The organism is Herbiconiux sp. (assembly GCF_023264855.1).
Classification (GTDB): domain Bacteria; phylum Actinomycetota; class Actinomycetes; order Actinomycetales; family Microbacteriaceae; genus Herbiconiux.
In genome coordinates, this window is the sequence record NZ_JAHFUW010000039.1 from 30,248 (window position 1) to 44,407 (window position 14,160).

General features: G+C 68.8%; 15 protein-coding genes. 4 read left to right on the plus strand and 11 right to left on the minus strand.

The features are described from left to right. Positions 1-8 precede the first annotated feature (8 nt). Positions 9-1,082, minus strand: coding sequence for a 3-isopropylmalate dehydrogenase (locus Q0D75_RS15080; protein ID WP_291055080.1), 1,074 nt, complete (start codon positions 1,080-1,082; stop codon positions 9-11). A gap of 178 nt (positions 1,083-1,260) precedes the next feature. Next, complete coding sequence (gene serA, locus Q0D75_RS15085; protein ID WP_291055083.1) at positions 1,261-2,853, minus strand: phosphoglycerate dehydrogenase; 1,593 nt, start codon at positions 2,851-2,853, stop codon at positions 1,261-1,263. Between the two features lie 63 nt (positions 2,854-2,916). On the opposite strand from serA, the gene Q0D75_RS15090 reads away from it, so the two are divergent. Beyond that, positions 2,917-3,321, plus strand: coding sequence for a DoxX family membrane protein (locus Q0D75_RS15090; RefSeq protein ID WP_291055086.1), 405 nt, complete (start codon positions 2,917-2,919; stop codon positions 3,319-3,321). 7 nt (positions 3,322-3,328) lie between these two features. Here Q0D75_RS15090 and Q0D75_RS15095 read toward each other — a convergent pair whose 3' ends face one another. The 8 genes from Q0D75_RS15095 to otsA all read right to left on the minus strand — a co-directional run bounded on the left by Q0D75_RS15095 (position 3,329) and on the right by otsA (position 11,862). Continuing rightward, positions 3,329-3,691, minus strand: a complete 363-nt coding sequence (locus Q0D75_RS15095) for a hypothetical protein (RefSeq protein ID WP_291055090.1) — start codon at positions 3,689-3,691, stop codon at positions 3,329-3,331. Continuing rightward, positions 3,688-4,200 (minus strand): hypothetical protein, encoded by a 513-nt coding sequence (locus tag Q0D75_RS15100; protein ID WP_291055093.1) that lies wholly within the window; start codon positions 4,198-4,200, stop codon positions 3,688-3,690. Before Q0D75_RS15100 ends, Q0D75_RS15095 begins: the two co-directional genes overlap by 4 nt. Positions 4,201-4,273: 73 nt before the next feature. After that, on the minus strand, positions 4,274-5,299 hold the full coding sequence (ilvC, locus tag Q0D75_RS15105) for a ketol-acid reductoisomerase (RefSeq protein WP_291055096.1): 1,026 nt from the start codon (positions 5,297-5,299) through the stop codon (positions 4,274-4,276). A gap of 34 nt (positions 5,300-5,333) precedes the next feature. Further along, positions 5,334-5,843 carry an acetolactate synthase small subunit gene (ilvN, locus tag Q0D75_RS15110; protein WP_291055099.1) on the minus strand — a complete coding sequence of 170 codons (510 nt, stop codon included), beginning with the start codon at positions 5,841-5,843 and terminating at the stop codon, positions 5,334-5,336. 3 nt (positions 5,844-5,846) lie between these two features. Beyond that, positions 5,847-7,676 (minus strand): acetolactate synthase large subunit, encoded by a 1,830-nt coding sequence (locus Q0D75_RS15115; protein WP_291055102.1) that lies wholly within the window; start codon positions 7,674-7,676, stop codon positions 5,847-5,849. Between the two features lie 43 nt (positions 7,677-7,719). Then, a complete protein-coding gene (gene ilvD, locus Q0D75_RS15120) occupies positions 7,720-9,414 on the minus strand; it encodes a dihydroxy-acid dehydratase (protein ID WP_291055105.1) in 1,695 nt (564 codons plus the stop codon). Positions 9,415-9,481: 67 nt separating this feature from the next. Beyond that, a complete protein-coding gene (otsB, locus tag Q0D75_RS15125; RefSeq protein ID WP_291055107.1) occupies positions 9,482-10,264 on the minus strand; it encodes a trehalose-phosphatase in 783 nt (260 codons plus the stop codon). Then, positions 10,261-11,862, minus strand: a complete 1,602-nt coding sequence (otsA, locus tag Q0D75_RS15130) for an alpha,alpha-trehalose-phosphate synthase (UDP-forming) (protein WP_291055110.1) — start codon at positions 11,860-11,862, stop codon at positions 10,261-10,263. Before otsA ends, otsB begins: the two co-directional genes overlap by 4 nt. 135 nt (positions 11,863-11,997) lie before the next feature. Here otsA and Q0D75_RS15135 point away from each other — a divergent pair, with 135 nt between their 5' ends. Next, complete coding sequence (locus Q0D75_RS15135) at positions 11,998-12,192, plus strand: hypothetical protein (protein ID WP_291055113.1); 195 nt, start codon at positions 11,998-12,000, stop codon at positions 12,190-12,192. A gap of 1 nt (position 12,193) precedes the next feature. Next, complete coding sequence (locus Q0D75_RS15140) at positions 12,194-12,490, plus strand: hypothetical protein (protein WP_291055117.1); 297 nt, start codon at positions 12,194-12,196, stop codon at positions 12,488-12,490. A gap of 31 nt (positions 12,491-12,521) precedes the next feature. Here Q0D75_RS15140 and Q0D75_RS15145 read toward each other — a convergent pair whose 3' ends face one another. Next, positions 12,522-13,676, minus strand: coding sequence for a mechanosensitive ion channel domain-containing protein (locus tag Q0D75_RS15145; protein ID WP_291055120.1), 1,155 nt, complete (start codon positions 13,674-13,676; stop codon positions 12,522-12,524). Positions 13,677-13,836: 160 nt separating this feature from the next. Here Q0D75_RS15145 and Q0D75_RS15150 point away from each other — a divergent pair. Further along, positions 13,837-14,160, plus strand: a 324-nt coding sequence (locus Q0D75_RS15150; RefSeq protein WP_291055123.1) for a hypothetical protein, incomplete at its 3' end; no start/stop codon positions are given.

A 14,160-nucleotide genomic window follows, 5' to 3' on the forward strand; every position in this document is an offset into this window, starting at 1 on the left:
GTCTTTCGTCAGTGGGTCGGAGTGAGAGCGGGGGCGGCGAGCGCGGCCACGATGGCGTCGCCGATCTCGGCCGTGCGGCGGGCGGATCCGTCGCGCGAGGCGATGTCGGCCACCACGGCCGTGCGCACGCGGGCAGCCGCGTCGGGCAGCTGCAGGTGATCGAGCATCAGCGCGACCGAGAGGATCGCGGCGGTGGGATCGGCCTTCTGCTGCCCCGCGATGTCGGGAGCGGATCCGTGGACCGGTTCGAACATCGAGGGATGCGTGCCGTCGGGGTTGATGTTGCCCGAGGCCGCCAATCCGATGCCGCCGCTGATCGCGCCGGCCAGGTCGGTGAGGATGTCGCCGAAGAGGTTGTCCGTGACGATGACATCGAATCTAGCAGGGTCGGTGACCAGGAAGATGGTCGCGGCGTCGACATGCAGGTAGTCGACGGCCACTTCTGGGAAGGTGGCCCCCACCTCGTCGACGATGCGCTTCCAGAGGCTGCCCGAGAAGGTGAGCACGTTGGTCTTGTGCACCAGCGTGAGCTTCTTGCGGCGAGCGGATGCGCGGGCGAAGGCGTCGCGCACGACGCGCTCGACCCCGTACGCGGTGTTCACCGAGACCTCGTTGGCGATCTCGTGCGGCGTGCCGACACGGATCGAGCCGCCGGTGCCGACGTACGGGCCCTCGGTGCCCTCGCGCACGACGACGAAGTCGACGTCGCCGTGGTTCGCGAGCGGGCTGGGAACGCCCGGGTAGATCGTGGTGGGGCGCAGGTTCACGTAGTGGTCGAGCGTGAAGCGCAGCTTCAGCAGCAGCCCGCGCTCGATGTTCGCGCCCGCCAGCCGGGGGTCGCCGGGCACGCCGCCGACCGCGCCGAGCAGGATGACGTCGTTGGCCTGGATGGAGGCCAGATCGTCGTCGGTGAGGGTGTCGCCGGTCTCGAGATAGCGGGCAGCACCCAGCGAGAACTCGGTCTTCTCGAACGCGACCCCGGCATCCGCCGTCACCGCATCCAGCACCTTGACGGCCTCCGCGACCACCTCCGGCCCGATTCCGTCACCAGGGATAAGGGCCAGCTTGATCACGCGCGTCATGAGACCAGATTAGTCCTCCCCACAAAGCCGACAGGCCGTACTCGACGACCCAGGGTGAGGGCGTGGCCGCGACAGCGACCGCACCCGAACATGTCGCCTCGCGCCGGGCAGGGACCGGCGCGACCGCGAAGGGCCCCTCGCCATTGGCGAGAGGCCCTTCGCGCAGCTAGCACAGCCCCTACTCGGTGATGTCGATCTCCACCATCACGTCGGCGTCGATCGCCTGCCGGAGGGTGTCGAGCAGACCGTCGGGGGCGGCCGAGTCGATGGTCAGCACGCTGAGCGCCTGGCCGCCGGCCTCGTGACGGGCGATCTGCATGCCGGCGATGTTGACGGATGCCTCGCCGAACTCCTTGCCGTACACCGCGACGATGCCGGGGCGGTCGGTGTAGACCATCACGATGAGGTGCTTGGCGAAGGGCACCTCGACGTCGTAGCCGTTGATCTCGACGATCTTCTCGATCTGCTTGGTGCCCATCAGGGTGCCCGAGACCGAGATCTGGGTGCCGTCGCTCAGCGCACCGGTGAGGGTGATGATGTTGCGGTACTCCTCCGACACGGGGTCGGTGATCAGCCGCACGGTCACACCGCGCTGCTCGGCGAGCAGCGGCGCGTTCACGTACGAGACCGTCTCGCTCACGACGTTGGTGAAGATGCCCTTCAGCGCGGCGAGCTTCAGCACGCTCACGTCGAACTCGGCGAGCTCGCCCTTGACGACCACGTCGACGCTGGTCAGCGGGCTCTCGGCGAGTCCCGAGAACACCTGGCCGAGCTTCTCGATCAGCGGGATGCCGGGGCGCACGTAGGGGTCGATGACGCCGCCGGCGACGTTGACCGCATCCGGAACCAGTTCGCCGGAGAGCGCCAGGCGCACCGACTTGGCGACCGAGACGCCCGCCTTCTCCTGGGCCTCGTCGGTCGAGGCGCCGAGGTGCGGGGTGACGATGATGTTGGGGAGGCTCAGAAGCGCCTCGGCGTCTTTCGGCGGTTCGCTCGTGAACACGTCGAGACCGGCGCCGGCGATGACCTTGTTCTCGAGCGCGCGCTGCAGGGCGCCCTCGTCGATCAGGCCGCCGCGGGCGACGTTCACCACGAACGCGGTGGGCTTCATCTTCGCCAGCTGCTCTTCACCGATCATCCCCGTGGTCTCGGGGGTCTTCGGCATGTGGATCGTGATGAAGTCGCTCTGCTCCAGCAGCTCGTCGAGCGTCAGCAGCGTGACGCCCAGCTGCTGCGCGCGGGCGCTCGTGACGTAGGGGTCGTAGGCCACCACGTTCACGCCGAAGGCCTGCAGGCGGGCGGTGATGAGCGCGCCGATGCGGCCGAGGCCGATGATGCCGACCGTCTTCTCGTAGAGCTCGACGCCGGTGTAGGCGGAGCGCTTCCACTGCCCCTGCGCCAGCGCGGCGTGCGCGGCCGGGATGTGGCGGGCCAGGCTCAGGATGTGCCCGACGGTCAGCTCGGCGGCCGAGATGATGTTCGAGGTCGGTGCGTTCACCACCATCACGCCGGCGGTGGTGGCCGCCTTGATGTCGACGTTGTCGAGGCCGACACCGGCGCGGGCGATCACCTTCAGCACGGGCGCGGCGGCGATGGCCTCCGCGTCGACCTTGGTGGCGGAGCGCACCAGGATGGCGTTCGCCTCGGCGAGAGCGGACAGCAGAGCCGGCCGGTCCGTTCCGTCGACGGTGCGCACCTCGAAGTCGGGCCCGAGGGCGTCGACGGTGGCGGGTGAGAGTTCTTCGGCGATCAGCACGACCGGCTTCGACACAGACGGATCCTTTGGTTCTGCGTGGGGGGAACGCATCCACTGTACTGGGTGCAGGATGAAGGGATGTCCCCCGAGACGTTCGACGTCATCCTGACCGTGCTGCGCATCCTGATCGCCGTGGTGTTCGTGGGGATGGGGATCAACCACTTCGTGCCGCGCTCGGCGCGCACGATGGCCGCGATGATCCCGCCGTGGCTGCGACCCGACGGGCGCGTGACGCCGTTGACGCTGGTGTACATCACCGGGGTGTGCGAGATCGCCGGCGGGCTGGGGCTGCTCTTCCCGCCCACGCGGCTGGCGGCGGGGATCGCTCTGGTGGTCTTCCTGGCCTGCGTCTTCCCGGCGAACGCCTACGCGGCCACGCGGCGCGAGAAGTTCGGTGCGCTCGCCATCCCGTTCTGGCCCCGCCTGCTCGGCCAGATCGTGCTGGCCGCGCTCGTGCTGCTGGTGGCTCTGCCGTTGACCTAGCCGGCGGTCAGATGGCGAGCAGGCTGAGCGAGATCACCGAGACCACACAGAAGCCGACCGCGAAGACCACGGCCCGCTCCCAGGTGCGGAGCGTGCGCCCCACCAGCAGGGCCGCGGCGTAGACCACGATCGGCACGATCGCGTACCCGATGATGAGCGCCCAGAGGCCGCCGTCGGCCTCGGCTCCCACCTGGTTCAGCAGGCTCACCACGCCGACGAGGTTCGCGATGCCGCCCCACAGGTGGTACGCGTACAGGAAGGCGAAGATCACCGCGACGGTCCAGCCGGCCGCGCCGAAGGTGCGGAATCCGCGCTTGGCGGGGGCGGGCACCGAGGCGGATGTCGACGCGGATGCGGATGCGGCGCTCACGAGGCCCTCCCGATCAAGAACGGCCAGGGAACCAGCACGAGCATGCCGATCACGAGCCAGAGCATCGTGTACCGCACGTCTTTCTTCTGGGTGATCACGAGTGTCGCGATGAACCAGAACGGCGAGGCCGCGATGGCGAGCGTGCGCGCCACGATGTCGGTGAACACCCCGAAGGTGAGCTCGGAGGCCACCTCCACCCGGGTGAAGCTGATGATCCAGCCGATCGTGTAGAGCAGGTAGATGCCGCCCAGCACGCCGAAGGCGATCAGAGCGGCCGAGCTCATCTGCTTCGACGCCGCTTCGGCCTCGGCCAGCTCCCGCTCGGCGATGAGGTCTTCGGCGTCCTCCGCCTCGTCGAGCACCGTGCGCCCGCCCGGCGTCGCCGAGGGTGCCGCGGATGCTGTGGTCGCGGATACCGTCCGCGTCGCCCCCTCGGGAGCCAGCGTGGGGTCGTCCTGATCCCCACCCCACCCCAGGGCCTCGTCGTCCTCGTCCCGTGGATCGCTCATGGCTTCACATTACCGCCGAACGACGAAGACCCCCTCGACCGGACGATCGAGGGGGCCTTCGCACGGAGTGGGACTAGCGGGCGGCGCTGCCATCCGTGTAGTCCGCGTCCTGCTGCTTCCAGGCGAAGAGGGCGCGGAGCTCCTTGCCCGTGGCCTCGATGGGGTGCGCGGCACCCTTCTCGCGCAGGGCGAGGAACTCGGGGGCTCCCGCATCCTGGTCGTCGATGAAGCGCTTGGCGAACGCGCCGTTCTGGATGTCGGCGAGAACGGCCTGCATGTTCTCCTTGACGCTGGGGTCGATCACCCGCGGACCGGAGACGTAGTCGCCGTACTCGGCGGTGTCGGAGACCGACCAGCGCTGCTTGGCGATGCCGCCCTCCCACATCAGGTCGACGATCAGCTTGAGCTCGTGCAGCACCTCGAAGTAGGCGATCTGCGGCTGGTAGCCGGCCTCGGTGAGGGTCTCGAAGCCGTACTGCACGAGCTGCGAGACACCGCCGCAGAGAACGGCCTGCTCGCCGAACAGGTCGGTCTCGGTCTCTTCGGTGAAGGTGGTCTTGATACCGCCGGCGCGCAGGCCGCCGATGCCCTTGGCGTAGCTCCAGGCGAGGTCCCAGGCGGAACCGGTCGCATCCTTCTCGACGGCGACGATCACGGGCACGCCGCGGCCGGCCTCGTACTCGCGGCGCACGGTGTGACCCGGGCCCTTGGGGGCGACCATGATCACGTCGACGCCCTCGGGCGCCTCGATGTAGCCGAAACGGATGTTGAAGCCGTGGCCGAACACGAGGGTCTTGCCCTCGGCGAGGTTCGGCTTGATGTCGGCCGCGTAGATGCCGCGCTGGTGCTGGTCGGGTGCCAGGATGACGATGACGTCGGCCCAGGAGGTGGCCTCGGCGACGGAGAGGACCTTGAAGCCCGCTTCCTCGGCCTTGGCGGTCGACTTCGACCCCTCCTTGAGGGCGACGACGACCTCGACGCCCGAGTCGCGCAGGTTCAGCGCGTGGGCGTGGCCCTGCGAGCCGTAGCCGATCACGGCCACCTTCTTGGCCTGGATCAGGGCCAGATCGGCGTCGTTGTCGTAGAAGATCTCGGTCACTTTAGTTTTCTCCTTGTGTTGGGATGAAAGGGTTCTAGCTCTTGAACACGCGCTCGGTGATGCTCTTGCCGCCGCGGCCGATCGCGAGAAGGCCCGACTGGGCGATCTCCTTGATGCCGTAGGGCTCGAGCACGCGCAGGAACGCCTGGGTCTTGCCGGAGTCACCCGTGACCTCGATCACGAGGGCGTCGGTGGCCACGTCGACCACGCGGGCGCGGAACAGGTTCACGGCCTCCAGCACCTGCGAGCGCGTGGTGTTGTCGACCCGCACCTTGATCAGCAGGTGTTCGCGCTGCACCGACTGGCTGGTGTCGAGCTCGACGATCTTGATGACGTTGATCAGCTTGTTCAGCTGCTTGGTCACCTGCTCGAGCGGGAAGTCCTCGACGTCGACCACGATCGTGATGCGCGAGAGGCCCTCGATCTCGGAGGCGCCCACGGCGAGCGACTCGATGTTGAAGCCGCGACGGGCGAACAGCCCGGCCACGCGGGTCAGCAGACCCGGCTTGTCCTCCACGAGGAGGCTCAGAACGTGCGTGCTCATGGTCTACTCCTCGTCCCACTCGGGGGCGTGCTCTTTGGCGTACTGGATCTCGCTGTTCGAGGTGCCCTGCGCGACCATCGGCCACACCATGGCCTGCGGCGAGACGATGAAGTCGATCACCACGGGACGGTCGTTGGTCTCCAGCGCGAGCTTGATGGCCGCGTCGACCTCTTCGGGCTTGGTGACCCGGATGCCCAGAGCGCCGTACGCGTCGGCCATCTTCACGAAGTCGGGCACCATCCGCGTCTCGTGCCCGGTGTGCAGGTCGGTGAACGAGTGGCGGCCGTCGTAGAACAGCGTCTGCCACTGGCGCACCATGCCGAGCGAGGAGTTGTTGATGATCGCGACCTTGATCGGGATGTCGTTGATCGTGCAGGTGGCCAGCTCTTGGTTGGTCATCTGGAAGCAGCCGTCGCCGTCGATCGCCCAGACCACGCGCTCGGGCTCGGCGACCTTGGCGCCCATGGCTGCGGGAACCGCGTAGCCCATGGTGCCGGCGCCGCCGGAGTTCAGCCAGGCGTGCGGGCGCTCGTACTTGATGAACTGCGCCGCCCACATCTGGTGCTGGCCCACGCCCGCGGCGTAGACGCCCTCAGGGCCGGTCAGCTCGCCGATCCGCTGGATGACGTACTGCGGAGCCATCAGACCGTCGTCGGGCTCAGAGTAGCCGAGCGGGAAGTTCTCCTGCAGGCCGTGCAGGTACTCCCACCACTCGTCGATCGCGAGCGGCTCAGTGCCCACCACGTCGGCGTAGGCCTTGCTGAGGTCGGCGATCACCTCTTTGGCATCGCCCACGATCGGCACGTCGGCCGTGCGGATCTTCGAGATCTCGGCGGGGTCGATGTCGACGTGCACCACCTTGGCGTGCGGGGCGAAATCGGCCGCACGACCGGTCACCCGGTCGTCGAAGCGCGCACCGAGCGAGATGAGCAGGTCGCTCTCCTGCAGGGCGAGCACCGCGGGCACCGTGCCGTGCATGCCGGGCATGCCCAGGTGCTGCGGGTGCGAGTCGGGGAAAGCGCCGCGGGCCATCAGCGTGGTGACCACGGGCACACCGGTGGTCTCGGCCAGGGCCAGCAGTTCAGCGGAGGCTTCGGCGCGGATGACGCCGCCGCCCACGTAGAACACGGGCTTCTTGGCCTCGGCCATCAGCTGCGCCGCCGCCTGGATCTGCTTGCCGTGCGCCTTGGTGATGGGGCGGTAGCCGGGCAGGTCGATCTTCGGCGGCCAGATGAACTCGGCCTTGTTCTGCTGTGCGTCTTTGGTGATGTCGACCAGCACCGGACCGGGACGGCCGGTGGAGGCGATCTGGTAGGCCGCCGCGATGGTGGCCGGCACGTCTTCCGGGCGCTTGACCAAGAAGGAGTGCTTCGTGATCGGCATCGTGATACCCACGATGTCGGCTTCCTGGAACGCGTCGGTGCCCATCAGGTGCGAGAACACCTGACCGGTGATCGCGAGCAGCGGCACCGAGTCCATGTAGGCGTCCGCGATGGCGGTGACGAGGTTGGTGGCACCGGGGCCCGAGGTCGCGATGGCGACGCCGACCTTGCCGGTGGAGGCCGCGTAGCCCTCGGCCGCGTGTCCGGCGCCCTGCTCGTGGCGCACCAGGATGTGGCGGATCTTGTCTTGCGTCATCAGCTCGTCGTAGAACGGGATGATGGCGCCGCCCGGCAGGCCGAAGACGTCTTTGACGCCGAGCAGTTCGAGCGAGCGGAGTACTGCACCTGATCCGGTGAGGATCTCGGGCTCGGCCGGAGCCGAGGGCGACGCCGCAGGCGTGGGGGCGGAGGGTGTCTTCTTGCTTGGCACGGGGAAGGCGTCCGTGGACATAAAGGTTTCCTAAGTCGAAAGCACGAGTGATGGATGCTCAGTACTAACCGGTGATCGCGCCGACGGCGGCGGAATGCACCAGCTTGGAGTACTTCGCGAGAACGCCACGGGTATAGCGCGGGGGAAGGGGGGCCCAGCCGTCTCGGCGGGATTCCAGCTCTGCCTCATCGACCAGTAGGTCGAGCGAGCGAGCGGCGATATCGACCCGTATTAGATCACCATCGCGCACGAAGGCGATCGGACCTGCGTCGACCGCTTCGGGTGCTATGTGGCCGATGCACAGGCCGGTTGTGCCGCCTGAGAATCTGCCGTCTGTCAATAGTAGTACATCTTTGCCGAGGCCCGCGCCCTTGATGGCCGCGGTGATGGCGAGCATCTCACGCATGCCGGGGCCGCCCTTGGGGCCCTCGTAGCGGATGACCACGACGTCGCCGGCGTTGATGCGGCCCTCGGTGAGAGCATCCATCGCCGCGCGCTCCCGCTCGAACACCCGCGCCGGGCCCTCGAACACGTCGGCGTCGAAACCGGCCGACTTCACCACGGCACCCTCGGGGGCGAAGGAGCCCTGCAGCACCGTCAGGCCGCCGGACTTGTGGATGGGGTTGGAGAGGGGGCGCAGCACCTCGCCGTCCAGCGGCGCGATGTCCATCGCCGCGAGGTTCTCCTCCACCGTCTTGCCGGTGACGGTCATCGCGTCGCCGTGCAGCAGGCCTTCGTCGAGCAGCGCCTTCATCACGGCCGGCACGCCGCCGTGGCGGTCGACGTCGTTCATCACGAAGCGGCCGAAGGGCTTGAGGTCGCCGATGTGCGGCACCTTGTCGCCGATCTTGTTGAAGTCGGCCAGGGTGAGCTCGACCTCGGCCTCGGCCGCGATGGCCAGCAGGTGCAGCACCAGGTTGGTGGAGCCGCCGAAGGCCATGCCCACGGCGATCGCGTTCTCGAGCGACTTCTTGGTGATGATGTCGCGGGCTGTGAGACCCAGACGCAGCATCTCGACCACGGCCTCGCCGGAGCGGTGCGCGAAGTAGTCGCGGCGGCGGTCGGCCGCGGCGGGCGACGCCGAGCCGGGCAGGCTCATGCCCATGGCCTCGGCCGCGCTCGCCATCGTGTTGGCGGTGTACATGCCGCCGCACGAGCCCTCGCCGGGGGCGAAGGCGCACTCGATGCGGTGCGCATCCTCCATCGACATGCGGCCGGCGCGCACGGCACCGACGGCCTCGAAGGAGTCGATGATCGTGATGTCTTTCTCGGTGCCGTCGGAGAGCTTCACCCAGCCGGGCGCGATCGAGCCGGCATAGAGGAACACCGAGGCCAGGTCGAGCCGGGCCGCGGCCATCAGCATGCCGGGCAGCGACTTGTCGCAGCCGGCCAGCAGCACCGAGCCGTCGAGGCGCTCGGCCATCATGACGGTCTCGACCGAGTCGGCGATGACCTCGCGCGAGACCAGCGAGAAGTGCATGCCCTCGTGGCCCATCGAGATGCCGTCGGAGACCGAGATGGTGCCGAACTGCAGCGGGTACCCGCCACCGGCGTGCACGCCCTCCTTCGAGGCGCGGGCGAGGCGCTCGAGCGAGAGGTTGCAGGGCGTGATCTCGTTCCACGAGCTCGCGATGCCGATCTGGGGCTTCTCCCAGTCGCCGTCGCCCATGCCGACGCCGCGGAGCATGCCCCGCGAGGTCAGGGCTTCGATTCCGTCGGTGACGGTGCGGCTACGCGGCTTGATGTCTATTTCCGGCATGTTACGAGTTTAGAACCGTCGGAGGGGTGTTCTTGCACGGATGTGCGGCCTGGGGAGAACTCCCGTGTCAGCGGGTGCCTGTGGTGTACAGGACGGAGCGGCGGGAGGCGAGCGCGTCGAGCACCGCCGCGACCTCGAGCGGGCCGTCGACCCGGAACTCGGCGACCGTGTCGCCCGATCCGCTGCGCAGCCCGATGTCGCCCGGCCGCAGCGCCCGGAAGCCGTCTTCGTCGGTCACGTCGTCGCCCCCGAACAGCACTCCGGTGGCACCGGTGTACTCGCGCAGGCGGTCGACTCCCTCGCCCTTCGTGGTGCCCCGCACCGAGAACTCGAGCACGTTCTTGCCGGCCCGCACGGTGAGCGAGTCGCTGATCGCCGCCGCCTCGGCCCGCGCGCGCGACTGCGCATCCTGAGCCGCGTCGGGCGCCGAGAGCCGCGTGTGCAGGGCGAAGCCGGCGGGCTTGACCTCGATCCAGGCGCCCTCGGTGGCGGATGCCACGGATTCCAGCACCTCGTGCAACCGCGCCAGCACGCCCTGTTCCTCGGCGTCGATCGCGAGCCGCACCTCTCCGTCGAAGCGCTCTTCGACACCGTGCGAGCCCACCAGAAGCGCGCCGGCCGGCAACTCGCTGACGTGCTCGAGGCTCGCCATCGCGCGGCCGGAGACCAGCGCGAGCGTGGTGTCGGGCAGCGCGAGCAGGCGCAGCATCGCGTCGCGGGCCTCGGGCAGCGCCCTGGCCTCTTCGGGGTCGTCGACCTCGGGCGCCAGGGTGCCGTCGAAGTCCAAGGCGACGAGAAGGTGCGAGGTGGCGGCCAGACGATCGATCGCGGCGCTCAGCTCGGGAGTCATCGCTCGTCCTCCTGCGTCGTGCGGCGCTCTTCGGCCCTGGCCTGCATCCGGGTGCGGTGATCGCGCGAATTGCCCTTCGGCAGGGAGAGATCGTGGGAGGGCGTGGTGAGCGTCTCGAGGAACGACGACGACCAGCGCGCCACGTCGAACTCCTGCACGCGCTTGCGCATGGCGCGCATCCGCCGCGCCCTCTCGGCCGCCGGCATGTCCATGGCCTGCAGGATCGACTCCTTCAGACCCTCGATGTCGTGCGGGTTCACCCGCAGTGCCGTCCGCAGCTCGTCGGAGGCGCCGGCGAACTCGCTCAGCACCAGCACGCCGTTGTTGTCGAAGCGGGAGGCCACGTACTCCTTGGCCACCAGGTTCATGCCGTCGCGGAGGGCCGTCACGAGCATCACGTCGGCGGCGAGGTAGAGCGCCACCATCTCCTCGCGCGGGTAGCCGTGGTGCAGGTAGCTGATGGCGGTGTGGCTGATGGTGCTGTAGTCGCCGTTGATGCGGCCGACCGTCAGCTCGATCTCGTCGCGCAGCGTCTGATAGGTCTGCACGCGCTCACGGCTCGGGCTCGCCACCTGCACGAGCGTGACGTCTTCGACCTTCACCGTGCCGTCGGCCAGCAGTTCGCCGAAGGCCTTCAGCCGGTGCCCGATGCCCTTGGTGTAGTCGAGCCGGTCGACGCCGAGCATGACGACCTTCGGATTGCCGAGCCCCTCGCGGATCTCCCGCGCCCGGGCCTGGATGTCGGGGCGGCGGGCCAGTTCTTCGTAGCGGGCGGCGTCGATCGAGATCGGGAACGCCTTCGCGACCACGGTTCGCGCGAGCTTGTCGTCTCCCACGTGCGAGATGCGGTGCTTCGCACTGGCCACGTCGGCATCCGCCCGGAGCGGCACATCGATGACCGTGCCCTTGGTCTGGTAGCCGAGCAGGCGCCGCACGGCGCGGGAGAAGTTGCCGGCATCCGCGGTGCGCTGGAAGCCGATCACGTCGGCGCCGAGCAGGCCCTCGAGGATCTGGCTGCGCCAGGGCAGCTGCGAGTAGATGCCGTATGCCGGAAAAGGAATGTGGTTGAAGAAGCCGATGGTCAGGTCGGGGCGCTGCTCGCGCAGCATCTTCGGCACGAGCTGCAGCTGGTAGTCCTGCACCCACACGGTGCCACCCTCGGATGTCGCGGCCGCGGCGCGGTCGGCGAACCGCTGATTCACGATCACGTAGCTCTCCCACCACTCGCGGTGATATGCCGGAGGGGCGATCACGTCGTGGTAGAGCGGCCAGAGGGTGTCGTTCGAGAAGCCCTCGTAGTAGAACTCGACCTCGTTCTCCGAGAGGGCGACCGGGATGAGGTGGATGCCGTCGTGCGCGAACGGCTCGGTCTCGTCGTCGGCGCTGCCGGTCCAGCCGATCCAGGCGCCGTCGGCCTCCTGCATCACCGGTTCGAGGGCGGCCACGAGGCCGCCGGGCGAGGTGCGGAAGGACGGATTGCCGTCGGCATCCGTCGTGCGGTCGATCGGCAGGCGATTCGAGACCACGACGAAGGGGAACTCCCCGAAGACGGGCGCGGCGCCGGAGCTGTCGGAATGGGGTCTGTCGGTGGAAGGCATGAGTCCGTTCGGTGTCTCCGGTGCACACGGATTCAGCCGAATCCGCCCCGGTCGTCCAGCCGCCAGACTACCAGGGGGCACCTGAGCGCCGCCCGGGGTAGCGTAGAGGCCACCATCGGACAAGACGGAGTCAGCGTGCGCAAATACATCCTGAACAGCAGCATCATCGGCGCGGTCATCGGCGGCGTCTCGGCCGTGCAGGCCACCCGCAAGGGCCCGCGCGACTGGCGCCTCATCCTGCTCTGGGTGAGCTGGGCCATCACCGTCGCGCTCGCCGTCGGCAGCGTGATGCAGAACGACGAAGACGCCCGCGAGCTCGAGGAGTCCTGAGGTGTTCCATGACGGGGGCGGGCTCCCGCTGATCTTCGGGCTGCTCTCGAGCGTGTTCTCCGTCGTGGCGGGGGCCGTGGCGCTCGTGATCGTGCTGGGGCTGCTCTTCCTGCTGGTGCGCTTCCTCTGGTTCGGCACCCGCGCCGCTCAGCTGTACCTGGCGAAGAACGGCGAGTCGCCGCGGTTCTCCTGGCCGCCGCGCCCGTTCGAGGAGAGCGGCACCACCGACACGCCCTCACCCGCGACGCCGCGCCGGCCCAAGGCGCCTCCCGCTCCCCCGGCCCCGCCCGCGGACTAGTCCCCGCCGATCAGCCCCCTGCCCACCGGCACTACCGGGCCGTCTGGATCGGCCCCGTGAACTGACTCGCCCGCCCCTCGGCACCGTGGTCGCCGTGGAACAGCGCGGAGGCGTCGTGGTCTCCCGTGTGCGGCGGCCGCGAGATATCGGTCTCCTCCTCCACCATCCGCACCCGGGTGCGCGGAACCGACTGCGGGCTGCTGCGGTAGAGCCACGCCACCATCTCCTCGCGGATGAAGCAGCGCAGGTCGAACAGGGTCGGCGCATCGATCGCGGTCACCAGGATGCGCACGCGCACGAAGCCGCCCACCGCATCCGTCACCTGCAGCACGCTCACCCGCTGGTCCCAGAGGTCGGTGCGGGTCAGGATGCGCGCGAGCTCGTCCCGCATCTCGCCCGGCGTCACGCGCCAGTCGAGGTCGAACTCCACCGAGCCGAGCAGTTCGGAGTTGCGACGGGTCCAGTTCTGGAACGGCTTCGAGGTGAAGTAGGTGCTCGGCAGCACCATCCGCCGGTCATCCCAGATGTGCACCACCACGTAGGTGAGGGTGATCTCCTCGATCCGGCCCCACTCGTTCTCGACGATCACCACGTCGTCGACCCGCACGGCGTCGCTGAACGCGATCTGCATGCCGGCGAACACGTTGCCGAGGGTCGACTGGGCGGCGAGGCCCGCGATGATCGACACCACACCGGCACTCGCCAGCACGCTGGTGCCCACCGCCTGCGCTCCCGGGAAGGTGAGCAGGATGGCGCCGACGGCGATCACGATCACCGCGGCCATGCCGAGCCGGCGCAGGATGAGCACCTGGGTGCGCAACCGGCGGGCGATCCGGTTGTTCGGGCGGTCGATCGTGTATCGGGCGAGGGCGACGTCTTCCAGGAACATCGCCAGGGCGCAGACCAGCCAGGCCCCGACGCCGATCGTGGCGATCAGGAACGCCTGGTTGACCGCCGGCATCCACTCCCCCGCCGGGGCCGTGACGGCCACCGCCACCCACAGCAGCACCACCACGAGGAAGACCCGGAACGGGATGCGCGCCCTCTTCACGAGGGCGTTCGGCCAGCGCCTGCGACGAGCCGCGAGCCGGATGATCAGAGCCACGAGGGCGGTCAGCGCCAGCGCGATGACCAGGGCGGACATGGAAGCGATCGCGAGGGCGATCCAGCTTCGTTCGACGGACATGGGTTCCCTTCTTCGTCCCGGTTCGGGGCGGGCGGTCGCCCGCCATGGGAAATTCCAGCCTAATCAGGGAATCGGAGACCGCACCCCGGCGTGTCGAGCTTCACCGGCAACGCAGGGGACGCACACTGTTCACACAGCGGCAGGCGCGAAGGGAGCAGCGATGATCGGGTGGAGACGACGCGCGAAGGCGGCACGGGAGAGCACGGTCAGCCCGGAGCGCCTGTACGAGCTGGTCAGCCAGACCCTGATGGAGAACTTCGGTCCGCTCGGATCGTTCGCGATCACGCGGCGCAGCTCCGCCGACACCGACGACATCTTCCACACCGCGCTGGCCCGATCCGTGGCCCACGACATCGTGGCCAACCTCGCCGAGCACGGCATCACGGTGCGCACGACCCTCGGCCACGCCGAGGCCGGCGCCACCCCCGCCGCCGCATCCGCTCGCCTGGCGCCCGTCGAGCGCGTGTACGTGCCGCGCGATCTC